Source organism: Myxococcus sp. AM010 (assembly GCF_013372585.1).
Classification (GTDB): domain Bacteria; phylum Myxococcota; class Myxococcia; order Myxococcales; family Myxococcaceae; genus Myxococcus; species Myxococcus vastator.
On sequence record NZ_JABXEO010000021.1, the window covers coordinates 51684 to 75284 of the forward strand.

Consider the following 23601-nt stretch of genomic DNA (forward strand, 5'->3'; position numbering starts at 1 on the left):
CACGTTGGGGCCATGCGCAATGTGTTCCTGGGTGGAGGTCGTCCGAAGCGGCGGAGCCGGTGGCGCTATGCCCTGGGCGTGGTGGGGCTGGGCGCTGGGGTTGGCGCCGTCCTCACCTGGACGACGACGGACGGCCTCCAGTCCCTGGGCGCGCGTGCGGAGGGGGCGCGCCTGGAGCGGATGCAGGCCTCGCCGCGCTACCAGGACGGCGTCTTCCTCAACACCGCCGGTGCCACGCTGCCGCGGAACGGACCGGATTGGGGCACGTTGAAGGAGCTGCTCTTCGGCACGCAGCAGCGCACGCCTCCGTCCGCGCTGCCCATGGAGCGGAACGTGGCCGCGGCGCTGGCGAAGCCGCCGGAGAGCGGTCTGCGTGTGACGTGGCTGGGCCACTCCACGCTGCTGGTGGAGCTTGACGGCTTCCGCATCCTCACCGACCCCATCTGGGGCGAGCGCGCGTCGCCGTCCACCATCGCGGGGCCCAAGCGGTTCCATCCGCCTCCGCTGCCACTGGAGGCGCTGCCGGACGTGGACGCGGTGCTGCTGTCGCATGACCACTACGACCACCTGGACATGCCCACCATCCGGGCGCTGGTGCCGCGTCAGGTGAAGTTCTACGTGCCGCTGGGCGTGGGGGCGCACCTGGAGAAGTGGGGCGTTCCGGCGGAGCGCGTGGTGGAGCTGGACTGGTGGCAGGAGGTGTCACTGGGGGAGGGGGAGCGCCGCCTTCGGATGGTGGCCACGCCCGCGCAGCACTTCTCCGGTAGAGGCCTGACGGACCGCGACAGCACGTCCTGGACGTCGTGGACGCTGCTGGGCCCGCGGCACCGGGTCTTCTTCAGCGGAGACACGGGGCTGACGGAGGAGTTCGCGGAGGTGGGCCGCCGCTTCGGTCCGTTCGACGTCACCATGTTCGAGGTGGGCGCCTTCCATCCGTCCTGGGGAAGCATCCACCTGGGGCCGCATCAGGCGCTGAAGGCGCATGAGATGGTGCGTGGGCGCGCCTTGCTGCCCATCCACTGGGGGACGTTCAACCTGGCGCTGCACGCCTGGGACGCGCCCGCGAACGAGCTGGCGGCCGAGGCCCGCGAGCGAGGCGTGAGCCTGCTTACGCCGGTCCTGGGGCGTCCCGTGGAGCCGACGCGGGAGCGGGCGGACACGGCGTGGTGGAGCACGGTGCGGACGGCGGCTGTCGCTGGCGACACGCCCTGAGGCTCCGCGGAGGACCTGACGTCAGCTGCGCCAGGCGAAGTCCATGTCCGGCGTGAATTTACGCTGAGAAAGCGGCCTCACGTATCCGCGGAGTAGTGGTTTCCCGAGGGATTGCACCCCCGCACGCAGCCGCCCACAATGCGACGCGTCTGGATTGTTGGATGGAGCATCATTCCCCGTTTTGAGCCCGAGTCGGGCACGGCCGGATGCGACTCTCACTCACTCATAAAATCACCCTGGCGCCCATCGTCGTGGCGCTCCTGTTCGTCTTCCTCTCACAGGGCTACACCGTGCCTCGGCTCCAGGAAGCCTTCGAGGCGCAGGGGCGGGAGCTGAGCGGCGCGCTGCCCACGGTGCTCGCCTCCGCGCTGGCGGACGGCATGAAGCGGAGCGCGCACGACGAGGTCCAGCAGACGCTGGAGGCCGTGGCGCGACATGGGGGGCTGGCCTACGTCGCCGCTTTCGACGCGGGCGGGACGCTGGTGGGCGTGGCCGGTGAGAAGGCCCAGGTGCTGCGGGATGCTCGCGAGCAGTTGAAGTCCTCCGTGGGTGGGCTCGTCCTGCGGGATGGAGACACGGAGCTGCAGGACCTGGTGGCGCCGGTTCCGGGTGACGCCGGCTGGGTCCACGTGGGCTTCGACCGGACCCATGCGCGTGGGCGCGTGGAGGGCGCGCTGGCGAACGTGGGTCTCACCGTGCTGGTCGCGCTCCTCGTCTTCGTCGCGGCGGCCTTCATGGTCAGCCGCGCCATCGTGGCGCCCTTGCTCCAGCTCTCCTCCGCGGTGCGCCACATCGCCGAGCACGGCGATTTGCGGCAGACCATTCGCATCGACTCGGATGACGAGGTGGGGCAGCTCGCGCGGGCCGTGGGCTTGCTGGTGGGCAAGCTGAAGGAGCTGCTTCACCAGCTCCAGTCCTCCACGGAGCTGCTCAGTGATTCGGTGTCTGGGCTGTCGGAGTCAGCGGACCAGCAGAATGAGATGGTGACGCGCCACGCGGCCGCGCTGCAGGAGACGCAGGTGACGGCGCAGGAGATTCGCCAGACGGCGATGCTGGCGTCGGGCTCCGCGGAGTCCGTCATCCAGGTGGCCGAGCGCGCCGAGCAGCTGAGCCGCACCGGCGAAGAGGCCGTCTCGGCGAGCATCGACGGCATGGAGGAGGTGCGCAACCAGGTGTCGGAGATCGCCGCGCGTATCACCTCCCTGGGCGAGCGGACCAAGCAGATCAGCGGCATCACCGAGACGGTGAAGGACCTGGCGGACCAGTCCCACCTGCTGGCCGTCAACGCCGCCATTGAAGCGGCGCGCTCCGGGGAGCACGGCAAGGGCTTCGTCGTGGTGGCGAAGGAGATTCGCGCGCTGGCGGACCAGTCCATCCGCGCCACCAACCAGGTCCGGCGCATCCTCCAGGACATCAATCAGGCCATCATCGGCACGGTGGAGATCACCGTCGAAGGCACCGAGCTCATGGAGGCGGGGCTGACGCAGGTCCGCACGTCCGGGGAGACCCTGAAGCAGCTCACCGCCATCGTCGAGGACAGCACCGCGGCGGCGCGGCAGATCGCGCGGACGGTCAGCCAGCAGGCCACGGGCATCGAGCAGATCTTCACCGCGGTCAACGAGCTGAACACCCTGATGACGGACACCGTGTCCCGCATCTCCACGACCAGCGACTCCGCCCTGTCCCTGAAGATGCTCTCCGAGCGCGTCTCCCAGGTCGTCCGGGCCTACGACATCTGACGGCGCCGCTTCGCGCTCAGCCGCACCTCATCGCTCCGGCAGACGCGCACGTGGAGGAAGCGCTGGAGCTGGGAGAGCGCCAGGTCATGGTCGTGGTCGCTCTCCGCCGCGCAGCAGTCGCTCAGCACCGTGAGCGGGTATTCGTGCATGTGCGCGTCATGGGCGCTGAAGAAGACGCACAGGTTGGTGGCCAGGCCCGCGAGGATGAGCTTCCGGGTGCCCAGGTGCTCCAGCAAGGGCACCAGGGAGGTGGCGAAGAACGCCGAGTGCTTGGGCTTGAGGATGAAGTAGTCATCCGGCTTCGGCTTGAGGGCCCGGGCGACGCGCTGGCCCCGGCTGCCTTTGCGGGTGCAGTGGGCGTAGGTGTCGCGGAAGTTGCTGCGCCAGTACCCGAAGTTGTCGTTGACGTAGATGACGGGGACGCGGGCCCGCCGCATCCTCGCCGTGAAGGGGCCCAGGCGCTCCACCATGCGCAGGGCCCAGGGGAGGACCTTCTCCCCGCCGGGGAAGTCCAGGTCGTTGATGACGTCGATGATGAGCAGGGCCGTGTCGGAGCGTTTCCCCGCTGACGTCAACTGCCGTGGCTTCGAGCTTCTGGACTTCCGCGTCACATCCACCCCGTCTTCAGGAGGCTGCCGAGCGGAAGGGTAGGCATGGCTGCGGGGGACGGGGAGTCTCCTCCGTCAGCGCGGCTCGGCCTTCTTGTAGCGCAGGCGCTTCATGGCCTCGAAGCGGGCCCTGTCCTTGGGAGGCGTGGTGGCCACCAGGCCGTCGAGCATGCGCTTCGAGCTCTGGAAGATCTCCTCGACGGCGACCTCGAAGGCGTCGGTGTTCTGCTTCGACGGCGTCCGCGTCCCGGCGATCTTCCGGACGAATTGAAGCGCCGCCGCGCGGATGTCTGCGTCCGTGGCGGGCGGCGCGAAGTTGAACAGGGGCTTGATGTTCCGGCACATGCCCACAGGGTAGAGCGAGTCCGGAGAACTGACACGGACTCCTTGTCAGGGCGTGTCCTTCCCGGCGCCGAAGACCGAATAGAGGACTGGGAGCACCACGAGGGTGAGCAGGGTGGACGACAGGATGCCTCCGATGACGACCGTGGCCAGGGGCCGCTGGACCTCCGCGCCAACGCCGGTGTTGAGCGCCATGGGCACGAAGCCGATGGCGGCCACCGCGGCGGTCATCAACACGGGCCGCAGCCGGGACACGGCCGCCTGACGGATGGCCTCGCCCAGGCCCTGGCCTTGCTCCAGCAGGGCGCGGACCCGTGAGACGAGCACCATGTCCCCCAGGACGGAGACCCCGGACAGGGCGATGAAGCCCACGGCGGCGGAGATGGAGAAGGGCAGGCCCCGCAGCAGGAGCGCGAGCACGCCGCCCACGAGCGCGAAGGGGACGCCCGCGAAGATGCGCACGGCGTCCAGGACACGCTGGTAGGTGAGGTAGAGCAGCAGGAAGATGAGCGCCAGCGCGACTGGCACCACGATGAGCAGGCGCGTCTGCGCGCGCTCGAGGTGTTCGAACTGACCACCGTAGCGGAGGTAGTAGCCCGCGGGCAGCTCCAGCTTCTCGTCGAGTGTGCGGCGGACCTCCGCGACGAAGCCGCCGAGGTCGCGCGCGCTCACGTTGGCCTGGACCACCAGCCGCCGCTTGCCCCACTCGCGCTGGATGGTGGTGGGGCCGGACGTCTCCTTCATGAGCGTCAGCCGTCCCAAGGGAACGCGCTCGCCGCCGGGCGCGGCCACGGGGATGGTGGCGAGCCGCGTGGGCTCCTCGCGGTACTCCTCGGAGAGGCGCACCGCCAGGTCGAAGCGCCGCTCGCCTTCGCGCACCTCTCCGACGATGCGCGTGCCCACCGCTTCCACCACGTCGAGGACGGAGCGGGCGGGAATCCCGTAACGGGCTACCGCGGCCCGGTCCACCGCGATTTCCAGCACGGGCTGGCCCGTCACCTGCTCCACGGTGACGTCGGCGGCGCCGGGAATGGCCCTCACCAGGGCCTCCAGCTCGCGGGCCTTGGCCTTGAGCACGTCAAGGTCATCCCCGAAGAGCTTGATGCCGACGTCGCTTCGCACGCCCGCGATCATCTCGTTGACGCGCATTTCAATGGGCTGGAGGAACGCCATGCGCATGCCCGGGAGGTCCGCCAGTTCTGCCTTCATCTCGTTCACCAGCTCCTCCTGTGTGGCGGCCCGCTTCCACTGCGCCCGGGGTTCAAGGGTGATGAAGACGTCGGACAGCTCGACGCCCATGGGGTCCGTGGCCACCTCCGCGGTGCCAGTCCGCGTCCAGACGCGTCGCACCTCGTCTGGGAACCGGGACAGCAGGACCCGCTCTATCTGGCTGCCATAGCGGATGGATTCGGAGAGGGAGACCTCCGCCAGGCGCACCGTGTTGATGACGAGCGTGCCTTCGGACAGGCGGGGGACGAACTCGCTCCCGAGGCGCGTGGCGGCGAGGGTGGCTCCCACGATGAGGAGCGCGGCGGCCGTCAGCGTGACCCGCGCGTGGGCCAGCGCCCATGCGAGGACGGGCCTGTAGAGGCGCTGGAGCCAGCGCATGAGCCGTGGCTCGGGGTGGGGGCCGCCAACGCCTCGCTTCAGCGCGAAGGAGGCCAGCACTGGCATCAGCGTCATGGAGAGCACCGCGCTGCCCAGGAGCGCGAAGATGACCGTGAGCGCCATGGGGCGGAACAGCTTCCCCTCCACGCCTTCGAGGGCGAGGATGGGCAGGTAGACCACCATGATGATGAGCTCGCCGAAGAGCGTGGGCTTGCGGACCTCGACGGCGGCATCCCGCACCACCTCCAGCAGGGAGCGTCCGTCCCGGGCCTCGGAGAGCCGCCGCTCCGCGTTCTCCACCATGATGACGGAGGAGTCGACGACGAGCCCGAAGTCGATGGCGCCTAGCGACATGAGCGTGCCAGCGATGCCGAAGCGCAGCATCGCGTTGAAGGCGAACAGGAGCGACAGCGGAATGGCCGCCGCCACGATGAGGCCGGCGCGCCAGTTGCCCAGGAAGATGAAGAGCACCGCGGTGACGAGCAGCGCGCCCTCCAGCAGGTTGGTCCGGACGGTGCGCAGCACGAGGTCCACCAGCTCGGTGCGCTCATAGACGGGCTCCACGCGGACGTCCTCCGGCAGCGTCCGCCGGAGGTCCTCCAGCCGCTGGGCGAGCGCCCTGGTCACCGTGTGGGAGTTTTCGCCCACCAGCATGAAGCCCAGGCCCAGCACGGCCTCGCCCTCGCCATCCGCGGTGGTGGCGCCGCGCCGGATTTCATGGCCCACCTTGACGCGGGCCACGTCCCGGATGCGCACGGGGACGCCGTGGTGCGCCGCGATGACCACGTCCTCGATGGCCTTGCCGTCCGCGAGCACGCCCACCCCGAGCACGAGCGTCGCCGTGCCGCCTCGCTCCAGCACGCCACCCCCGACGTTGGCGTTGTTCTCCTCCAGCGCCCGGTAGAGGTCTCCAAGGGAGAGGTTGAACTGTTGCAGGCGGCGCGGGTCGGCGATGACGTGCCACTGCTTCTCCTCGCCGCCCCAGGCGTTCACCTCCGTCACGCCCGGCACGCTGCGCAGTTGGGGCGCGATGACCCAGTCGTGCAGGGTGCGCAGCTCCTCGAGTCCCTTCGTCCGGCTCTTGACGAGATAGTGGAAGACCTCGCCCAGGCCGGTGGCGACGGGCCCGAGCGTCGGGGGCGCGATGCCTGCTGGCATCCGCACCCGGCTCAGCCGTTCGGACACCTGCTGCCGCGCGAACCACAGGTCGGTTCCGTCTTCGAACTGGAGGGTGACCTGGGAGAGGCCGAACTTGGAGATGGAGCGCAGCTCGCTGACGCGAGGCAAGCCCGCGAGCGCCTGCTCCACGGGGACGGTGAGCTGGCGCTCCACTTCGTTGGGCGTGAGCGCCGGTGCGACGGTGTTGACCTGCACCTGCGTGGGCGTCGTGTCCGGGATGGCGTCAATGGGCAGCGCCCGGAAGGCGAGCAGGCCCGAAACGACGAGGGCCCCCGTTCCGAGCAGGACGGCCCAGCGGTGGGACAACGACCATTCGATGACCCGGGTGAGCATCGCGGCTACTCGCCTCCCGCCGTCTCGCAGCAGCCCGCGCCGATGGCGTCCTTGAGGATCTCCGTCTTGAGAAGGAAGGCGCCGGTGGTGACGACCTCCGCCCCCGCCGAGAGCCCCTTGACGATCTCCACCTCCTCGCGCGTGCTGGCGCCCAGCTCCACCGCGACGGGCTCGTAGAGCCCTGGCTGCTTGCGCACGAAGACCAGCGTCTGGCCATGTGCGCGCTGGATGGCCGCGTGGGGAACCAGCACCGCCTCATGTTTCGGGGCGACCTGCACCTGGGCCCTGAGGAAGAGCCCGGCCTTGAGGGCGCCGTCGGGGTTGGGCAGCTCGACCCGGGCGCGCACCGTGCGAGAGGCCCGGTCCACGGAGGCGCCCACGCGGGTGAGCGTGGCGTCACGCGTCTGTCCGGGCATGCCTTCAAAGGTGAGGGTGACGCGCTGTCCCGGGCGAACCTGGGCCGCGTCAGCCTCCGGAATCTCCAGCAGGGCCCACATGGTGCTCAGGTCCGCCACCTGGATGAGCGGTTGTCCGGCGGACGCATGGCGTCCGGCGATGGCGTCTCGTGCCACCACCGTCCCCGCGAAGGGCGCCGACAGGGCATAGGTACCCTGTGGGCCCTGGACATTGGCGCCCGCGGCGGAGAGCGCGGCGCGGGCGGCATTGCGCTCGGCCTCCGCGGCCGCGACCTCCGCCTGGGCGGTCTCGACGTCCTTTCGTGCGCTGATTCCGCTCGCGGCCAGCCGCTGCTTGCGTTCGAGCGCCGAGCGCGCCACCGTCAGCCGCGACTGGGCCGCCGACAGCCGTCCCTGGTCCGCGCCCACGGCCCCCGAGGAGACCAGCACCAGTGGCTGGCCCGCCTTCACCTCGTCGCCGACGTCCACGCGGACGTCCGTTATCAGCGCCTCGCTGCGGGCGGACGGCTGCGCCAGCCGGTTCTGGTTGAAGTCGAGCTGCCCGACGACGTCCAGGGTCCGGGCAAAGGGCCGCTTCACCGCGCGGCGTGTCTGGATGCCAGCCTCGCGGGCCGTCTCGGCGGACGCGAGGCGGACGCGTGTGCCCGGCTCGGGGAAGGTGGGGGGCTGGGCACCCGCGGCCTTCACCAACTCCGGGTGGCAGTATGGGCAGACGGACTCCGGGAAGCCGTGCTCCCGGCAGTAGTCACCGGCCTCGATGAACTTCGCGACCAGCGACGGGTTGCATTGGGTGCAGCGAGACTCGGGGACCGCGTGCTCCTTGCACCAATCCTTGGGGGCGGTGTCCCGCGCGGTGAACGCGAGGTCCGGGTTGCATTGGAAGCACTGGGATTCGGGGACGCCGTGCGCACCGCACCAGTCGTCCTGGTCCTTGAAGACGTCGATGAGGTCGGGGTTGCACCGGGTGCACAGCTCCGCGGGGACGCGGTGCTCACAGCGCGCGAGCTCGGACGGGGTGGACGTGCCTCCCGAGGCGGTTGGCGGCGGAGGAGGCGCCTTCGCCGTGGAGGGACTCGCTGGTTGGCTGCAACTGGCGGCGCTCAGTGCCAGCAGCACCGCCAGGACGCTGGGGCCGACTCGGGAGGCACGCATCTACTTCACGCCCTTCTTGGCGAGTTCCGGGTTGCAGAGGACGCACTGGGATTCGGGCCGCGCGTGCTCGGGGCACCAGTCACCCTTGGCCTTGAAGACGGGGGCCAGCTTCGGGTTGCAGCGGGCACAGAGGCGCTTCTGGACGCCGTGCTCGCAGCGCGGCTTCTGCGACGCGGCAGTCTGGGCGGGCTTGCTCTCGTCGGCCAGGACGGGGGCGGCGAACAGGGACAGGACGACGGACAGCGTACGCAGCGAGTGCATGGTGAAGCGCTCCTGCCGGGGCGCGCGCCCACGGCGGTGGTGGTCCGCGCGAAGGTGCGCGGGAAGGTCGGACAGGGCTTGGGCGGAGCGGGAGGACGTGCGGGCACATCCGGCCACGGCCCTCGCCAAGACACACGTCTCCCGTGAAGGGCGGTGTCAGGCTTTGGGCGGCTGGAAGATGTCGGTCCCCACGCCGGAGAGCGTGGGCTCATCCACGCGCGAGGGGATGGGCAGCGGCCGGGGCGGCGGGATGAAACGCGCGATGGATGACGCGGGACCGGGGGCGGCCCTCAGCGGGCAGCACACGCACAGCACGCAGCTGGGCGAGCAGTCCTCGCACTCGTCGGAGGACTCTTCCGCGCAGTCGTCGTGCACGTCCGACGCCAGGGCCAGCGTCTGGAAGACGCCGCCCGTCATCAGGACGAGGAGCACGGCGAGGAATCGCAGGAGGAACTGCATTCAGGACCGGCTTATTAAAAGGGGCCTGTCGGTGTCAATCCAGCGGGTGTGACTCGCGTATCAAGCGTTCCAGCAGCCGACGCATGGCGCGGGCATTCCAGTCCCGGGGGCCGGAGAAGCGGGCGACCTGGCCGCCGTCCACCACGAGGACGCTGACGGGGAGCTGCTCCACGCCGAACGCGCTGCCGGCCTGCTTGCCCGTGTCCAGGCGCAGGTGGAGCGTCGTGGGCGGAGGCCCTTCGAAGAAGGACTCCACCGCCTGGGGTGTCTCGTCATGACTGAAGACCACGACCTGGAGGTCCTCGGGAGGCGCCTTGGCCAGGGCGACGAGCTGGGGCGTCTCCTGCCGGCAAGGGGGACACCACGTCGCCCAGAACACGACGAGCACGGCGCGGGAGGGCGGTACGTCCGCGAGCGCGGGCGCAGCCTCGTGGAGCCGGACATAGGCTGGCGGTGGCTCGCTCTTGCAGGCCCAGGCCAGTGGCGACAGGCCGAGCAGGAGCATGCTCAAGGCGACGGGGGGGCGCATCCAGAGGGTGATACCTCAAGACGCGGCGCCTGCCATGCGCGACTGGGGCCAGGCCGGAGCCCACGAGGGAGCTCCGGCCCGGTGGCGTTCAACGGTTAGAGCTTGGCCGCCGTCGCGCTGAAGGACGCGCAGGCGGCGGGCACCGCGAAGCCGTTGGTGGGCGCCGTGCTGCCGGAGCTGCCGGACACGGCGTTGCTGCCCAGGCCGAAGGCGGCGAAGGCCGTCCACAGGCGGCAGACGTCCTCGCCACCGTGCAGGGTGGTGGCCGCGGTGATGATGCCGTCACGCACCTGGGTGAAGGTGGGGCTGCACGGCGTGTTCTTCAGGCCCTGGGTGAAGTACAGCATCATGCGCTGGTTCCCCGCGGTGCCCGTGGCGTTGTACAGGTTGGAGTTGAAGCCGTGGTGGTTGACCAGGGCCCAGTAGGCCTCCCACATGCCCTGGGCGAACACCGCGCCCACGCCGTGCGGAACCGCCATGCCGTTGATGCTGGCGTAGGTCCAGGTGTTGACGGAGGGGCTGGTGCTGTAGCGCTGGGGGCGGATGCCCGGGCCCGTGGTGGGCTGGTTCAAGGCGTAGGTGCCCACGCCGCGGCCCTGCGCGCCGGTGTCCGTCGCCTTCGCGGTGTAGAAGAGCGCCAGGAAGTCGCTGATGCCCTCGCCCGGCTGCTGGCGGTTCGACAAGCAGGACACGTTGCTGGGGCCACCCACGAGGCGGTTGGAGATGCCGTGGCCGAACTCGTGGACGATGATGCCGGCGTCCAGGTCTCCGTCCTTGTTCGGCGTCACCGTGTTCCAGCGGTACATCTGCATGCGCGGCCGCTGGCCGTCCGGCGGGGTCAGGAAGTTGGCGTTGTTCATGCCGCCGCCGTCCTGGGCCTCCGCGCGCACGTCGTCGTTGCCCACGCCGCCCCGGCCGTAGTTGTTGACCTGGAAGTTACCGGAGCGCTCGTCGAAGCCGTACTGGTACTGGACGTCGTGGATGATGTTGTTCCAGTAGAACAGGTTGGTGACGGCCGCGGGGATGTACGTGGACGGCGCGCCCGTGAGGGTGATGGGGAAGCTGCAGGCGAGGGACGCGGTGCAGTTGGGCTGCGAGGCGGGCGGCTGGCCGTTGTTGTCGGTGTCCTCGTAGGCGTGGACGTTGTTGCCGCGGAGGGTGGTGTACTCGGCGCCAGCCGCGCCGTTGGTGTCGTGCCAGCCGTAGGGCGACGCCGTGGTGTTGGCGGGGTTGGTGACCAGCACGCGGCCGTCCGACGGCGGCAGCGGCGTGGTGTGGTTGGGGCTCTCCACCGGCATGGGGTAGACGCGGTAGGTATCGGCGGCCACCCAGTCGAAGCGCGTCCACACCTCGCCGGTGGACGCGTCCACGGTGACGTCGTAGGCGTGGTCGCTGTCCAGGGTGTGGACCTGGAAGCGCCACACCAGCCGGGCCTCACCTCGGCGGACCGGCAGCACCGCCAGCTCCGCGTCGATGGGCTCGGTGGACAGGCCCTCCACCGCCACGCGCGTGCGCTGGCGCGCGCCGGGCTCGGCCTTCAGGGCCTCCGGCGCCGCGGAGATGCGGACGCCCAGGTGCTTCGCCAGGCCCACCACCGCGTCCGCGGCGCTCAGGCGGGGCGAGGTGCCCGCGAGCGAGGACTCCAGGGCCGGGAGGAAGTCGCTGTGCACGCTGAGCACGCGGCCATCGCGGTCCACGTTGATCTGGAGCTGGCCGTTGTAGACGGGCAGGCCCCGGTACGTCTGGCGCAGGTACAGGTTGGTGATGCCGCTCACCTTCGAATAGACGCGGTCCGTCACCTCGAGGTTCGCCAGGTCGTTGAGCCCCAGCCCGAGCGCGTCCCGGTGCTTCTGGACGAAGTCCAGGCCAATGGCCATCGGGTCGCCGCTGCGCGGACTGGAGAGCGCACCCACCGGATTGGTGAGCGAGCGCACCAGGCCGTTGGACTCGTCGAACTCCACCATCAGCTCCGGCACCGTCTGCCTCAGCGCGGCCTGGCTGGACTTCTGGGCAGACGAGACGCCAAACCGAGCCTGCGCGTTGTAGGCATCACGCGCATCGTAATTGCGAACGCCTTCCTCCGAATGGACTGCCATTGCGGCAGAACCCGAGAGGGTTCCCACGAGAAACACCGCATGAAAAAGGCGCCTTCGGTAAGGACCTGAGGACATGTCGTGCTCCTGCACTGCGGGTTGACCGCGCTCTCTGGGAGCTGCGGTGCTGGCACGGCAGAAAGCATACTTTGAGTGAAAATAGCAAATCACCAGCTAGTCTGGAATTCTCCGGTTTTGCGCGACGAATTTGCACAGTCCCGCAGTATGACAAGCAATGGCGCTGTCATGTCTTTTGAGTGTCAATCGTCTAACGCGGTGCGATGAGCAGCGATTGGCCGCGGAAGCAGGCGCGACAGCATCGCGCTCACGGAGCGCACGGGGTGGGCGCCGGGCTCGGGGATGCGCGCCGTGAGCAGGGCCGCGCCCAGGCGGGCCACCGAGGACAGCACGAAGAGCACGTGCAGGTTCACCCAGACCTGGCCTCCCAAGGTGAACTGGGTGGGCAGCGCGGCGGCGATGGCGCCTCCCAGGGCGGCCGCGGCGGCATAGGCCAGGCCGCCGGCGGTGGCGAAGGCGGCCAGATAGAAGGGACGGTTCTTCCGGGGCGCCACCGCCAGGGGCAGCTCGAAGATGGCCAGGCCGTGGCCGCTCCACAGCGCCCCGGCGAGGAGGACGTCGAAGAGCAGGGGCCACAGCGTCCCCGCGGAGGGCAGCAGCCACAGGGCGGGGATGGCGGCGATGCCCAGTGAGCACGCCATCAACACGGGCTGGGCGCCGCAGCGGTCAATCGCGCGGCCCCAGAGCGGCGCCGTCAGGATGCGCACGCCCGCCACCGCCGCGGCGTGCAGCGCCATGACGACGAAGGTCATCTGGAGGTTCTGGAGGCTGTGCAGCGCGAAGAAGGGCGCGGACACCCCCACCGCCGCGTTCCAGGTCACCTGGTAGGTGAGCACCCGGCGCGCGTTGTCATCCTTGAAAGGGACCAGCGCGCCCTTGAGCTCCAGGGGCGGGGTGGTGCCCGGGGGCGCCGGGTCGTGCTGCGAGGCCATGAACAGGGTGGTGACGATGCCCATGACGCACGCGCCCAACGCGAGCAGGGGCAGGGCCACGCCCACGCCGCCCGTGGGGCGCAGCCGGTCCATCAGCAGGCCCGCGCCCAAAGAGGCCAGCGTGCCCGCCAGCGTGGTGAGCGCGGTGCGGCGTCCGAAGAAGCGGCCCCGGACGGCGCGGGGCACCAGCTCTCCCATCCACGCCACCCAGGCGTTGTTGCCCACCACGCTCAGCGCGGCGGAGCCGCCGGCCACCGTCAGCAGCAGGCGCTGCTGGGATTCGAAGGGCAGGTCCAGCCACGGCAACACCGCCAGGGGGAACATCACCACGCGGGACAGGCACACGGCGGTGAGGGCCACGCGCCGGTGGCCGAAGAGGCCCGTCAGCCAGGCCGCGGGGAACTGCACGAACTGCGCGAAGAAGGGCAGGGCCGTCATCACCCCGACGAGGAAGGGCCCCAGCTTCAGCGCGATGGCCCACGCGGTGAGCACCGTCGCGCCCGCGCACGCGGTGAAGACCTCCGAGAACATGCCCTCCACCACGGAGACACCCAGCGTCCGGCGCAGCCGGCCCTGCTGGGGGCGCACCTGGGGCCCGGGCCCGTCCGTGGGCGGCGCGCCCAGGAGCGGCGCCGTCGAGCCGGGCAGGGACGCGCCGGGCCGGAACAGCGGAACCGCGGAGGCAAGGGAGGCGAAGCTGAAGCTGCGGAGGAACTTCCGGCGGAGGGCTGCGCGAGTCACAGGTCCGCTCTCTGTCGCACGCTCCGCCGGGCCCTCTCAATCCACTCCGGGTGAGCCCCAGGGCGCTCGGCCGCCCTCCAGGCGGCAGCGGCGCGGCTGTCCCACATGCCCTGGCACCCGTCCGCGCCCGGCTGCTGAGCGGCGCTGGAATCAGGTGCAGTTCAAGCGGTCTTGAACTATATGAACGGACGAGGAGACGGCGCACTATGGATCTGGCTCGGGAGCTGACGGACTTTCTGGGGGCGGTGGAGCAGCGGCTTGGCAGCACCCTGGTGGATGGCGATGCCGGTCCGGACGTGAAGGGCGACACGCTGATGGAGGCGGCCCGCCACCTCTGTCTGGGCAGCGGCAGCAAGCGCGCGCGCCCCATGCTGACGCGGCTGTTCGGCGGCGCGGTGGGGGTCGCGGCGGAGCGGCTGGTGGACGTGGCCGTGGCCGCGGAGCTCATCCACTCCGCCAGCCTGCTGCACGACGACGTGGTGGACGCGGGCATGTTCCGCCGCGGCCGGCCCACGGTGAACGCGCGCTGGGGCAACATCGTCGCGGTGATGAGCGGCGACCTCATCCTGTCCACGGGCCTGCACCAGCTGTCGCTGCTGGACGCGCGGCTGACGCGCAGCGCGCTGTCGGTCGTCTCCGAGATGACCCGCGCGGCCATCGCGGAGGTGGAGGCGCGCGGCGACCTGGACCTGCCGCTCAACCGGCTGCGCTTCATCGCCGAGGGCAAGACGGGCTCGCTGTTTGGCTGGTGTGGCAACGCGGCGGCGACGCTGGCGGAGCACCCCGAGGCGGTGGAGCGCTTCGACGGCTTCGGGCGTCACCTGGGCGTGGCGTTCCAGATTGCCGACGACATTCGCGACATCCTGGGCACGGACGTGGGCAAGCCGCGTTATGCGGACGTGCACTCGCGCACGCCGTCCATGCCCATCCTCCTGGCGGTGGCCAAGGATGAGTCGCTGCGGCGCAAGCTGAAGGACGCGTGGGCGTTCTCCGCGATCACGCCGGAGCGCACGAAGGAGATTGGCGCGGCCATCGAAGCCACGGGCGCGGTGGACGCCTCCATGGCGCGGATGAACGTCGAAATCGAGGCGGCGCTCGACAAGCTGGGCCACTTCGCCAAGGAGCCCGCGGGCGCGGAGCTGGTGAGCTGGGCGCGGCGGCTGTCGGACGGCATCGCCGAGCAAGTCCAGGGGCGCGCCGCATGAAAGGCTACCTGTGGACGGGGGGACCCGGTAGCGCTGCCTCGGAGGCGCCGCCAGCGGAGGGCCGGCTGGCGCCCTGGGAAGCCATCGCGGTGGACGCGGTGGGCAACGTCATTGAGTTCTGGGGGTTCAAGCGCAACCAGGGCCGGGTCTGGGCCCTGCTGTACCTGCGTGGTGAGCCCCTGACCGCGGGTGAAATCGAGCGGGAGCTGGACCTGTCCAAGGGCGGGGTCTCCATGCTGCTGCGCGATCTGGAGCGCTGGGGCGTCATCCAGCGCGTGCGCCTGCCCCAGGACACCGTCTGGCGTTACGGCGCGGAGAACGATCTGGTCCGCATGGTGACGCACGTCATCGAGGAGCGCGAGGCGGGCTTCGTCGCGCGCATCCGCGCCGACCTGGCGGAGGCCCGGCGGCTGGCCGAGACGCAGGATGGGCTGTCCCCGGAGCGGCTCCAGCGGCTGGAGAAGATGGCCACGCTGGCCGAGCACGTGGAGCGCGCGCTGCGGCTGTTCATCAAGACGTCCCGGCTGGACGTGTCCGGTGTGCTGTCCGTGTTCCGGGACGAGGCCACTGGGTCGCGCCGGGGCTCGAAGTAGCCTGGAGGAGGGTCGGACATGGATTCGCACTACGATCAGGTGATGAAGGCGCGTGCGGGGGCGGACCCGTCGGCCACGCGCCTGTACTTCGCGTACTCGACCATCCTGGACCGCGCCGCGTTCGAGGAGTGGCGCTCACAGCACAGCTACGACTTCTTCGAGTTGCCCGAGGGGCGGCTGGCCGAGGCCCTGGATGTGGACCTGGTCTATGACTTCCCGTCGCGCTGGTGGGGCGGGCGTGTCGCGGGGCTGGCGGACTCCGCGGGCCAGAAGGTGTACGGCCGCCTGTTCGAGATTCGCGGCCAGGACTGGCCCATCATCCAGCACAAGGAAGGCTTCGTGACGAGCATGTGCGTGGAGCGACCGGTGCGCGTGCGGGTGGACGGTCAGGAGCTGGAGGCCACGGCCTTCGTCACGAATCCACGGCGTGCGTCGGCGGAGGGCTCCATCAGCCCCCGCTTCGTGGACGCGCTGGTGCGTGGCGCCCAGTCCGCGGGCCTACCGGCGGACTACGTGGAGCGGCTGAAGCGCGGCGAGTAGCCGACGCGGGCACTCCGTAAGCCCCCGGACAGAACGCGGCGAGGTGCCTTCCCTCCGCGCCGGGAGTGCGCAGCTTGGGCCGCGCGTATGTTCTTCTTCTTTTCGAACCGGCTCGGCTGTATCGGCAGCATCCTGGTGTCCGTCGCCCTGAGCGCGGTGCTCTACTTCCTGTTCATGCGCTGAGGCCGGCCCCTGGGCTCGGCTCACGGCTGGCCGCGCCACAGGTCGTCCGAGTCCTCGGCGTCCAGCGGATGGATGGTGATCTCGCGCCCGTCCTTGTCGGGCGTGCTGCGCACCGCCTCCGTCTCGTCCGGCGTTCGAGGCGCCCGCTCCGAGAAGCTGTCGTTCTGGAGGTGGCGCTGACGCTGCTCACTGGTCCCGCCGTACCCCTCGCTGATCTTCTTCTTCGTCATCCCCGTCCTCCTGGTGAGTCGATCGCCCAGGAGTAGGCTGGGGTCGAATGAAGGAGGGAGCAAGCGGCGGTGCCTGCGCGCCTGGTGTGCGGGCGGTGTGTCGGAATCCCGCCGGGCAATGCCTACGTGAACATCGGAGCAGGAGTCCCGGGGTTGCTGATCGGAGCCGGTTGCCTGTCCGGATGTTCAGTGTGTCGTGCGGCGACTGGCTGGGTCGTGCCTACATGAACGGACTAGCAGGCATTCTCGACCTCATCTGTGCGCTCAGTGCCGCGCCTCGTGCTGATCGCCGCCTGTGACTGATTGGATGTTTAGTGGTTCGAGCACTGTCTGAAATGATCATGCCTACATGATGTCATGTTCAGTGGCACCACGGGACTGATCGCTGTCTTCAGGCTGACTAGATGTTCAGTGATTTTGGGAGCCCCCGAATGCCAACACCCACATGCCTGGATGTTCAGTAAGCCCACTGCGCCTGATGATAGTGCATGTATATTTGTCTGTCTGTCATTGATGCTTGTCTTTGATGTCTGTGTTTCACCGTTGCTCAGTGCGGAGAGGCATTGAAGGGCTCGCTGGAGCGCAGGCTGATTCACGCGTGGGGCGGCGGCTGCTCCGGCCGAACGTCGCTTCGCGGAGCAGGGGGGAATCACATTGTCGGGTGAACCCATGCCACTGGGAGGGCAACCATGGCGAAGACGAACGACACCAGGCGACGAGGCGGGCGGAGCAGGGGGCGGACGGCGCGCACGGAATCGGAGCCTCAGAGGAGCCAGGAGGTGGAGCGCAAGCAGGGCCGCAAGTCCGTGGGGCGCGCCGCGACCTCGGGACGGCGGGGAGCGGTCGTCGCCGTCGCCCCCGAGCTCGCGCACTGCGCCTTGAAGCAGGAACCCGAGCGCGTGCTGCCCGCGGACCTCAATCCGCACCGGGTGCATCTGATCCGGGTGAACGAGAAGAAGTGGGCCAACGGCACCGTGCTGCGCTACTACTTCTTCGACCGGTCCACGGATGGGGAGAACGTTCGGCTCCAGGACGGCGGCACGCAATGGATACCGTGGACCACGACGGACGCCGAGAAGGACGTCGTGCGCGAGGCCTTCCGCCGATGGAAACAGGTGGGCATCGGCCTGGAGTTCAAAGAGGTGAAGTCCCGGAGCGAGGCGGAGCTTCGCATCGGCTTCATGCGCGAAGACGGTGCCTGGTCCTTTGTCGGGCGCGACGTCCTCCGGCATGGTCCGGACGAGCGGACCATGAACTTCGGTTGGGATTTGACCGAGAGCAGCCGGGAGCTCGACACCGCCATCCATGAGATAGGGCACTCGCTGGGCTTCCCGCACGAGCACCAGAACCCCAACGCCGGCATCGTGTGGGACGAGGAGGCCGTCTATGCGGCGCTCGCGAAGCCGCCCAACCGCTGGAGCCGGCAGACGACCTTCTTCAACATCATCCGGCAGTTGGACCCCACCTCGGTGGAGGGCTCCACCTGGGATCCAGACTCCGTGATGCACTATCCCTTCGGTCCGGGCCTCATCAAGGAGCCCAGGCCCTACTTCGACAAGGGCCTGAATCCGAAGGGCGGCATCTCCGACCGGGACAGGGAATGGGTGAAGCGCCTCTATCCGCCCATCGCGGAGAAGGACCTCACGCCGCTCCAGCCCTTCCAGTCCGTGAGCCTGGCGCTCAAGCCCGGCCAGCAGCGCAACTTCACCTTCACCGCGCCGGAGACCCGCGAGTTCGAGCTGCGGACCTTCGGCACGTCGGACACGGTGATGGTGCTGTTCGACAACACCCAGGGCGCCTACCAGTTCCTGACGGGCGCCGACGACAGCGGCCAGGACGTCAACGCGTCCCTGAAGCTCAAGCTCTTTCAGGGACGCGAGTACGTGCTTCGCGTCCGGATGTTCTACGAGGAGCGGGCAGGGGAGTCCGCGGTGATGCTGTGGTGAACGCCCCCGCGCCCAGGCCCTGGCTCAGCCCGGCGTGAACCACAACACGGACAACGGGGGCAGGGTGAGGGTGGCCGACGCCGGCTGGCCATCCCAGCCCGTGGGCTCGGTGTGAATTTGCCCCATGTTGCCCAGGTTGGAGCCGCCGTACTGCTCGGCGTCCGTGTTGATGAGCTCCACGTAGCGGCCCTGCAGCGGGAAGCCCACGCGGTAGTCCTCCCGCACCGTCGGCGACAGGTTGGCGATACACACCACGTGCCGTCCTGGCTGACGCGCGCGCCGGACGAAGGCGAACACGTTGTACGCGGCCGAGTCCGGCTGGAGCCACTGGAAGCCCACGGGCTCGCCGTCCGCGTCGTGAAGCGCGGGCATGTCCCGGTAGATGCGGTTCAGGTCGGAGACGAGCTGGAGGATGCCGTGGTGCCCCGCATCGTGCGTCAGGTGCCAGTCCAGGCTCTTGTCGTGGTTCCACTCCGCCGGCTGGCCGAACTCGCCGCCCATGAAGACGAGCTTCTTGCCCGGGTGCGCCCACATCCAGGCGAACAGGGAGCGCAGGTTGGCGCGCTTCTGCCACGGGTCGCCCGGCATGCGCCCATACAGGCTGCCCTTTCCGTGCACCACCTCGTCATGGCTCAGCGGCAGCATGAACTGCTCGCTGAACGCGTACAGCAGGCCAAACGTGAGCTGGTTGTGGTGGTACTGCCGGTAGATGGGGTCCTTGGAGAAGTACGACAGCGTGTCGTGCATCCACCCCATGTTCCACTTGTAGTCGAACCCCAGGCCGCCGTCGGACACCGGCGCGGACACCTTGGGCCAGGCCGTGGACTCCTCCGCGATGATGACGACGCCCGGGTGCTTGCGGTGGACCGTTTCGTTCAGCTCGCGCAGGAAATGGATGGCCTCTTCGTTCTCCCGTCCGCCCCAGCGGTTGGGAATCCATTCGCCCTGCTTGCGGCTGTAGTCGAGGTAGAGCATCGACGCCACCGCGTCCACGCGCAGCCCGTCAATGTGGTACTCCTCAATCCAGAACAGCGCGTTGGCGATGAGGAAGTTGCGCACCTCGTTGCGGCCGAAGTTGAAGACCAGCGTGCCCCAGTCCGGCTGCGCGCCCTTGCGCGGGTCGGCATGCTCATACAGCGCCGTGCCGTCGAACTGTCCCAGCGCGTGCAGGTCGCGCGGGAAGTGTCCGGGCACCCAGTCCACGAGCACTCCGATGCCTTCCTGGTGCATGTGGTCGATGAAGAAGCGCAGGTCGTCCGGGTGGCCGAAGCGCGCCGTGGGGGCGTAGTAGCCACCGACCTGATAACCCCAGGAGCCCCCGTAGGGGTGCTCGGCCACGGGGAGCAGCTCGATGTGCGTGAAGCCGGTGAACTTGATGTACTCGGCCAGCGCGGGGGCCAGCTCCCGGTACGTCATGGGCCGGTCGCCGTCCTCCACCACCCGGCGCCAGCTGCCCAGGTGGACCTCGTACACGCTCCACGGCTGGTGATGGACGTCCCGCCGCTGCGCGCGTTGCTCCAGCCACGCCGCGTCGCCCCAGGTGTAGCGCGCCAGGTCGTGCACCACGGAGGCCGTGGCGGGGGGGACCTCGGTGCGGAAGGCGAACGGGTCCGCCTTGAGGACGTTGGGGCCGCCCTGGCCGGGGCGAATCTCGAACTTGTACCGGGTGCCTTCGCCCACCTCGGGAACGAAGAGCTCCCAGATGCCGGAGGAGCCCATGCGGCGCATGGCGTGCAGCCGGCCGTCCCAGCCGTTGAAGTCACCGACGACGGACACGCCCGCCGCCGTGGGGGCCCACACCGCGAACGAGGTGCCGCGCACGCCGTTGTGATGCAGCAGGTGCGCGCCCATGCGCTCCCAGAGGCGCTCATGGCGGCCTTCACCGGCGTAATACAGGTCCATCTCCCCCAGGGTGGGGAGGAAGCTGTACGGGTCGCGGAGCGTGAAGACGCGCTTGCCGGGGTACTCCACCTCCAGCAGGTAGTTGAACGTCTGGTCCTTGCCGTTGATGCGGGCCTCATGGACGCCGCCCAGGCGGTGCGTCATCGCGACGCGACCGCCGGACTCTGGCAGCACGTGGATGGCCACGGCGTCCGGGCGGAAGGCGCGAATCACCACGCCATCCCCATCCGGGTGGATGCCCAGGACGGAGTGGGGCTCCGGATGCCGCAACTCCACGACGCGCTGCAGCTCCGCGTCGATCTGGGCCTTGTCGGCTGGCTTCCTCACTTGGATGCCTCCATGCGCAAGAGGGCCTGGACGGGGATGCGCACCCAGTCGGGCCGGTTCTGCATTTCGTACCGCACTTCGTAGAGGAGCTTCTCCAACTCGAACGCGCGCAGCATGACGTCGAAGGCGTCTTCGTCCGTGGGCAGGAAGGCCGCGCCGCGCGTCACCTGCCGGTAGCCTTCCACGAAGGCGTCGCGGATGGTGTTGATGCGCTCGTGGGGCGTGCCACCCTCCAGCGCCACCGTCGCCTCCGCGTAGTCGAACGAGCGGATCATCCCCGCCACGTCGCGCAGCGCGCTGTACTTCTCCCGGCGGGCGGTGAAGGAGCGCGCGGGCTCGCCCTCGAAGTCGAAGAGGAGCCACTGGTCCTTGGCGCGCAGCACCTGCCCCAGGTGGAGGTCGCCGTGGATGCGAATCTTCTGGCCGGAGGGCGACACCTGCGCCAGGCGCCTGGCGTACTCGATGAGGTCCTCGCGCCGGTGCTCCAGCTCCGGGTTCTGCCGGCTGGCGTCCGCCAGCGTCACGCCCAGCTCCCCGACGATGGAGGCGCTCCAGCGCTGGAGGTCCTCTTGCAACAGCGGCTCCGGCGTGAAGGCCGGGTCTTCGTCGGTCGCCGAGGCGAACGCCAGGTGGAGCTCGCCCAGACGCGCGCCCAGGTCTCGCATCTCTGACTGGAAGCGCTCACCCACGGCGCGTTCCTGGCGCAGCCGGTCCAGCGTGTACTTCCAGCCGTCCGTCGCATCCGGCACGAAGCGGTGGGCCACCGCGAGCGTCGCGCCCGCCGCCCCTTCCAACTGCAGCGCGCCCAACAGCGTCGGCGTGGCGCGGAACGACGTCCTGGTCGCGAGGAAGCGGCCCACCTCATGCTCCGGATTCACGCCGGCTTCCAGCTTGCGGATGATCTTCAGGATGACCTGCTCACCCAGCACCACCGAGGTGTTGCTCTGCTCCACCTGCAGCCGCCGCACCTCCGGTGACGCGGGGAGGGCGAGCAAGCCGTCCTGACCGCCAATCCATTCGCCTTGCACGCGGCCGGACGCGGACGCCACCTGGCCTCCGGTCCGGATGAGGTCGAAGAGGCCCCGCAGGCACTCGTCGCTCTCCAGCGCGTCCCGCACGCCCTCCGTGGAGGGATGCACGGGCAGCAGGTAGCGCTCCGGGCTGCCCAGCTCGTAGATGACGTCCACCACGGCGAGGCTGAAGGAGCAGCCGCCTGATTCGATGGTGGCGTGGTCCATCACCGTGACTTGCTTGATGGGCCAAGCCTTGCCGCTGAACCAGCGCTGGTGCTTGAGGTAGTCAGGCAGCTTGGTCAAATCGAGGGTCATCATTCGAGGCTCCTCACCTGCTGCGGCCTGTCCAGCCGGAACCACAGGAACATGTAGGGGCCCATGGAGAGCTGATACGGCAGCTCACCCACCCGCGGGAAGGGGGTCTCTCCAATCAACTCCACCGGCACCGAGCCCTCCCAATCACGCATGTCGAGCACCGCGGGCTGGGCGAAGCGCGACAGGTTGCACACCACGAGGACTGTCTGGCCTTCCCATTCACGGATGAAGGCCAGCACCTTGCGGTTGTCCGTCTGGAGGAAGCGCAGGTTCCCCAAGGAGAAGACAGGGTAGCGCTGGCGGATGCGAATCATCCGCTTCACCCAGTGCAGGAGGCTGGACTTCACCCGATCCTGGGCTTCCACGTTGATGGACTGATAGCCGTACACCGGGTCGGCGATGACGGGCGCGTACAGGCGTGCGTAGTCCGCGCGGCTGAAGCCCGCGTTGCGGTCTCCCGTCCATTGCATGGGCGTGCGCACGCCGTTGCGGTCGCCCAGGTAGATGTTGTCGCCCATGCCAATCTCGTCCCCGTAGTAGAGGACGGGCGTGCCGGGCAGGGTGAAGAGCAGGCTGTGCATCAGCTCGATGCGCCGGCGGCCGTTGTCCATCAGCGGCGCCAGCCGGCGGCGGATGCCCAGGTTGATGCGCATGCGCGGGTCGGTGGCGTACTCCCGGTACATGTAGTCCCGGTCTTCGTCCGTCACCATCTCAAGCGTCAGCTCGTCATGGTTGCGCAGGAAGATGGCCCACTGGCAGTTGTCCGGGATGTCCGGCGTCTGCTGCATGATTTCGACGATGGGCGTGCGGTCCTCGCGGCGCACCGCCATGAAGAGGCGGGGCATCACCGGGAAGTGGAAGCCCATGTGGAACTCGTCGCCGTCGCCGAAGTACACGCGTACGTCGGCCGGCCACTGGTTCGCCTCCGCCAGCAGCATCTTCCCCTGGTATTCCGCGTCGATGGTCTTCCGCAGGCGCTTGAGGAAGGCGTGCGTCTCCGGGAGGTTCTCGCAGTTGGTGCCTTCGCGCTCGAAGAGGTAGGGCACGGCGTCGCAGCGGAACCCGTCCACGCCCATGTTGAGCCAGAAGCGCATGACGTCCAGCATGGCCTCCTGCACTTCGGGGTTGTCGTAGTTGAGGTCCGGCTGGTGGCTGAAGAAGCGGTGCCAGAAGTACTGCTTGGCCACGGGATCCCACGTCCAGTTGGAGCGCTCCGTGTCCAGGAAGATGATGCGCGCGCCTTTGTACTGCTCGTCGGTATCGCTCCAGACGTACCAGTCGCGCTTGGGGCTGTTGGGGTCGCTGCGCGCCTCCTGGAACCAGGGGTGCTGGTCACTGGTGTGGTTCACCACCAGCTCGGTGATGACGCGGATGTCGCGCTTGTGCGCCTCATCCACCAGCCGCTGGAAGTCCGCGAGCGTGCCGTAGTCCGGGTGGACGCCGTAGAAGTCCGCGATGTCGTAGCCGTCATCGCGCAGCGGTGAGGGGTAGTGGGGCAGAAGCCAGAGGCAGTTGATGCCCAGGTCCTGGAGGTACGGGAGCTTCTCTATCAGGCCGGGGATGTCCCCGTGGCCGTCGCCGTTGGAGTCATGGAAGGCACGAAGGTGCAGCTCGTAGATAAGAGCCTTCTTGTACCAGAGGGGATCCAGGTCCATACGCCTCTCG

The 23601-nt window shown here is 69.1% G+C and carries 19 protein-coding genes; 6 read left to right on the plus strand and 13 right to left on the minus strand.

Going from position 1 to position 23601, the window contains the following annotated elements; genetic code table 11:
- Positions 1 to 12 precede the first annotated feature (12 nt).
- The gene (locus HV826_RS13200) at positions 13 to 1212 is read left to right on the plus strand and encodes an MBL fold metallo-hydrolase (protein WP_176417370.1); all 1200 of its coding nucleotides are present in this window, start codon (positions 13 to 15) and stop codon (positions 1210 to 1212) included.
- Between the two features lie 206 nt (positions 1213 to 1418).
- On the plus strand, positions 1419 to 2951 hold the full coding sequence (locus tag HV826_RS13205; RefSeq protein WP_176417371.1) for a methyl-accepting chemotaxis protein: 1533 nt from the start codon (positions 1419 to 1421) through the stop codon (positions 2949 to 2951).
- On the opposite strand, the gene HV826_RS13210 is transcribed toward HV826_RS13205, so the two are convergent.
- From HV826_RS13210 to HV826_RS13250, 9 genes are all read right to left on the minus strand, one after another.
- A complete protein-coding gene (locus tag HV826_RS13210; protein ID WP_217918610.1) occupies positions 2939 to 3526 on the minus strand; it encodes a cysteine hydrolase family protein in 588 nt (195 codons plus the stop codon). The genes HV826_RS13205 and HV826_RS13210 overlap by 13 nt on opposite strands.
- A 108-nt stretch (positions 3527 to 3634) precedes the next feature.
- A complete protein-coding gene (locus HV826_RS13215; RefSeq protein WP_163782009.1) occupies positions 3635 to 3904 on the minus strand; it encodes a DUF2277 domain-containing protein in 270 nt (89 codons plus the stop codon).
- A gap of 45 nt (positions 3905 to 3949) precedes the next feature.
- Positions 3950 to 7021: an efflux RND transporter permease subunit gene (locus tag HV826_RS13220; RefSeq protein ID WP_176417373.1), complete on the minus strand. Its 3072-nt coding sequence runs from the start codon at positions 7019 to 7021 to the stop codon at positions 3950 to 3952.
- 5 nt (positions 7022 to 7026) lie between these two features.
- On the minus strand, positions 7027 to 8589 hold the full coding sequence (locus HV826_RS13225) for an efflux RND transporter periplasmic adaptor subunit (protein WP_176417374.1): 1563 nt from the start codon (positions 8587 to 8589) through the stop codon (positions 7027 to 7029).
- Positions 8590 to 8850 carry a hypothetical protein gene (locus HV826_RS13230; protein ID WP_176417375.1) on the minus strand — a complete coding sequence of 87 codons (261 nt, stop codon included), beginning with the start codon at positions 8848 to 8850 and terminating at the stop codon, positions 8590 to 8592.
- Between the two features lie 156 nt (positions 8851 to 9006).
- Positions 9007 to 9309, minus strand: a complete 303-nt coding sequence (locus HV826_RS13235) for a hypothetical protein (RefSeq protein ID WP_176417376.1) — start codon at positions 9307 to 9309, stop codon at positions 9007 to 9009.
- Positions 9310 to 9343: 34 nt separating this feature from the next.
- Positions 9344 to 9838, minus strand: a complete 495-nt coding sequence (locus HV826_RS13240) for a TlpA disulfide reductase family protein (protein WP_176417377.1) — start codon at positions 9836 to 9838, stop codon at positions 9344 to 9346.
- 95 nt (positions 9839 to 9933) lie between these two features.
- The gene (locus HV826_RS13245) at positions 9934 to 11934 is read right to left on the minus strand and encodes a M36 family metallopeptidase (RefSeq protein ID WP_255217198.1); all 2001 of its coding nucleotides are present in this window, start codon (positions 11932 to 11934) and stop codon (positions 9934 to 9936) included.
- Positions 11935 to 12191: 257 nt separating this feature from the next.
- On the minus strand, positions 12192 to 13682 hold the full coding sequence (locus HV826_RS13250; RefSeq protein WP_176417379.1) for an MFS transporter: 1491 nt from the start codon (positions 13680 to 13682) through the stop codon (positions 12192 to 12194).
- Positions 13683 to 13888: 206 nt separating this feature from the next.
- On the opposite strand from HV826_RS13250, the gene HV826_RS13255 reads away from it, so the two are divergent.
- Genes HV826_RS13255 through HV826_RS13265 form a run of 3 tightly spaced genes read left to right on the plus strand, consistent with a single transcriptional unit; the run spans position 13889 to position 16020 of the window.
- Positions 13889 to 14887, plus strand: coding sequence for a polyprenyl synthetase family protein (locus tag HV826_RS13255; protein ID WP_176417380.1), 999 nt, complete (start codon positions 13889 to 13891; stop codon positions 14885 to 14887).
- Positions 14884 to 15480 (plus strand): GbsR/MarR family transcriptional regulator, encoded by a 597-nt coding sequence (locus HV826_RS13260; protein WP_176417381.1) that lies wholly within the window; start codon positions 14884 to 14886, stop codon positions 15478 to 15480. The genes HV826_RS13255 and HV826_RS13260 overlap by 4 nt, the downstream gene beginning before the upstream one ends.
- Positions 15481 to 15498: 18 nt before the next feature.
- On the plus strand, positions 15499 to 16020 hold the full coding sequence (locus tag HV826_RS13265; protein ID WP_176417382.1) for a gamma-glutamylcyclotransferase: 522 nt from the start codon (positions 15499 to 15501) through the stop codon (positions 16018 to 16020).
- Between the two features lie 203 nt (positions 16021 to 16223).
- Here the strand turns inward: HV826_RS13265 and HV826_RS13270 are convergent, their stop codons facing one another.
- Positions 16224 to 16433, minus strand: a complete 210-nt coding sequence (locus HV826_RS13270) for a hypothetical protein (protein ID WP_176417383.1) — start codon at positions 16431 to 16433, stop codon at positions 16224 to 16226.
- Between the two features lie 779 nt (positions 16434 to 17212).
- Here HV826_RS13270 and HV826_RS13275 point away from each other — a divergent pair.
- A complete protein-coding gene (locus HV826_RS13275) occupies positions 17213 to 18379 on the plus strand; it encodes a M12 family metallopeptidase (RefSeq protein WP_217917100.1) in 1167 nt (388 codons plus the stop codon).
- Positions 18380 to 18403: 24 nt separating this feature from the next.
- Here HV826_RS13275 and glgB read toward each other — a convergent pair whose 3' ends face one another.
- The 3 genes from glgB to treS are packed head-to-tail and all read right to left on the minus strand — an operon-like array spanning position 18404 to position 23591.
- Positions 18404 to 20608: a 1,4-alpha-glucan branching protein GlgB gene (gene glgB, locus HV826_RS13280; protein ID WP_176417385.1), complete on the minus strand. Its 2205-nt coding sequence runs from the start codon at positions 20606 to 20608 to the stop codon at positions 18404 to 18406.
- Positions 20605 to 21939, minus strand: a complete 1335-nt coding sequence (locus HV826_RS13285) for a phosphotransferase (protein ID WP_176417386.1) — start codon at positions 21937 to 21939, stop codon at positions 20605 to 20607. Before HV826_RS13285 ends, glgB begins: the two co-directional genes overlap by 4 nt.
- Positions 21936 to 23591, minus strand: a complete 1656-nt coding sequence (gene treS, locus HV826_RS13290; RefSeq protein ID WP_176409327.1) for a maltose alpha-D-glucosyltransferase — start codon at positions 23589 to 23591, stop codon at positions 21936 to 21938. The genes HV826_RS13285 and treS overlap by 4 nt, the downstream gene beginning before the upstream one ends.
- Positions 23592 to 23601 lie beyond the last annotated feature (10 nt).

Excerpts from the sequence above, each read along its gene's own strand:
- HV826_RS13200 (WP_176417370.1), top strand. The coding sequence starts at position 13 with ATGCGCAATGTGTTCCTGGGTGGAGGTCGTCCGAAGCGGCGGAGCCGG.
- HV826_RS13205 (WP_176417371.1), top strand. The coding sequence starts at position 1,419 with ATGCGACTCTCACTCACTCATAAAATCACCCTGGCGCCCATCGTCGTG.
- HV826_RS13215 (WP_163782009.1), bottom strand. The coding sequence starts at position 3,904 with ATGTGCCGGAACATCAAGCCCCTGTTCAACTTCGCGCCGCCCGCCACG.
- HV826_RS13220 (WP_176417373.1), bottom strand. The coding sequence starts at position 7,021 with ATGCTCACCCGGGTCATCGAATGGTCGTTGTCCCACCGCTGGGCCGTC.
- HV826_RS13225 (WP_176417374.1), bottom strand. The coding sequence starts at position 8,589 with ATGCGTGCCTCCCGAGTCGGCCCCAGCGTCCTGGCGGTGCTGCTGGCA.
- HV826_RS13230 (WP_176417375.1), bottom strand. The coding sequence starts at position 8,850 with ATGCACTCGCTGCGTACGCTGTCCGTCGTCCTGTCCCTGTTCGCCGCC.
- HV826_RS13235 (WP_176417376.1), bottom strand. The coding sequence starts at position 9,309 with ATGCAGTTCCTCCTGCGATTCCTCGCCGTGCTCCTCGTCCTGATGACG.
- HV826_RS13240 (WP_176417377.1), bottom strand. The coding sequence starts at position 9,838 with ATGCGCCCCCCCGTCGCCTTGAGCATGCTCCTGCTCGGCCTGTCGCCA.
- HV826_RS13245 (WP_255217198.1), bottom strand. The coding sequence starts at position 11,934 with ATGGCAGTCCATTCGGAGGAAGGCGTTCGCAATTACGATGCGCGTGAT.
- HV826_RS13255 (WP_176417380.1), top strand. The coding sequence starts at position 13,889 with ATGGATCTGGCTCGGGAGCTGACGGACTTTCTGGGGGCGGTGGAGCAG.
- HV826_RS13260 (WP_176417381.1), top strand. The coding sequence starts at position 14,884 with ATGAAAGGCTACCTGTGGACGGGGGGACCCGGTAGCGCTGCCTCGGAG.
- HV826_RS13265 (WP_176417382.1), top strand. The coding sequence starts at position 15,499 with ATGGATTCGCACTACGATCAGGTGATGAAGGCGCGTGCGGGGGCGGAC.
- HV826_RS13270 (WP_176417383.1), bottom strand. The coding sequence starts at position 16,433 with ATGACGAAGAAGAAGATCAGCGAGGGGTACGGCGGGACCAGTGAGCAG.
- HV826_RS13285 (WP_176417386.1), bottom strand. The coding sequence starts at position 21,939 with ATGATGACCCTCGATTTGACCAAGCTGCCTGACTACCTCAAGCACCAG.
- treS (WP_176409327.1), bottom strand. The coding sequence starts at position 23,591 with ATGGACCTGGATCCCCTCTGGTACAAGAAGGCTCTTATCTACGAGCTG.